Origin of the sequence: Streptomyces wedmorensis (assembly GCF_000716445.1) — a bacterium.
In the GTDB taxonomy this organism is placed as follows: domain Bacteria; phylum Actinomycetota; class Actinomycetes; order Streptomycetales; family Streptomycetaceae; genus Streptomyces; species Streptomyces wedmorensis.
The window spans coordinates 1-201 of the sequence record NZ_JNWK01000255.1; the positions used below are offsets into that span (position 1 = coordinate 1).

At 70.6% G+C, this 201-nt stretch carries 1 pseudogene; it reads left to right on the forward strand.

The window, feature by feature from the left end:
• Positions 1-201, forward strand: a pseudogene (locus OO54_RS41315) (sugar ABC transporter substrate-binding protein); the annotation flags it as partial.

A 201-nucleotide genomic window follows, 5' to 3' on the forward strand; every position in this document is an offset into this window, starting at 1 on the left:
CGCCGAGAACGGCGGCAGCTCCCTGGCCGTCCCCAAGGCCGCCAAGAACAAGGAACTCGCCTACGCCTTCACCGAGTTCGCCACCACCGGCACCGGCGCCACCACCCGCGTCACCCAGGGCGCCTTCCCCGCCACCCGCGCCGACCTCGAATCCAAGGCCTTCCTCGACACCAAGTTCCCCTACTTCGGCGGCCAGCAGGC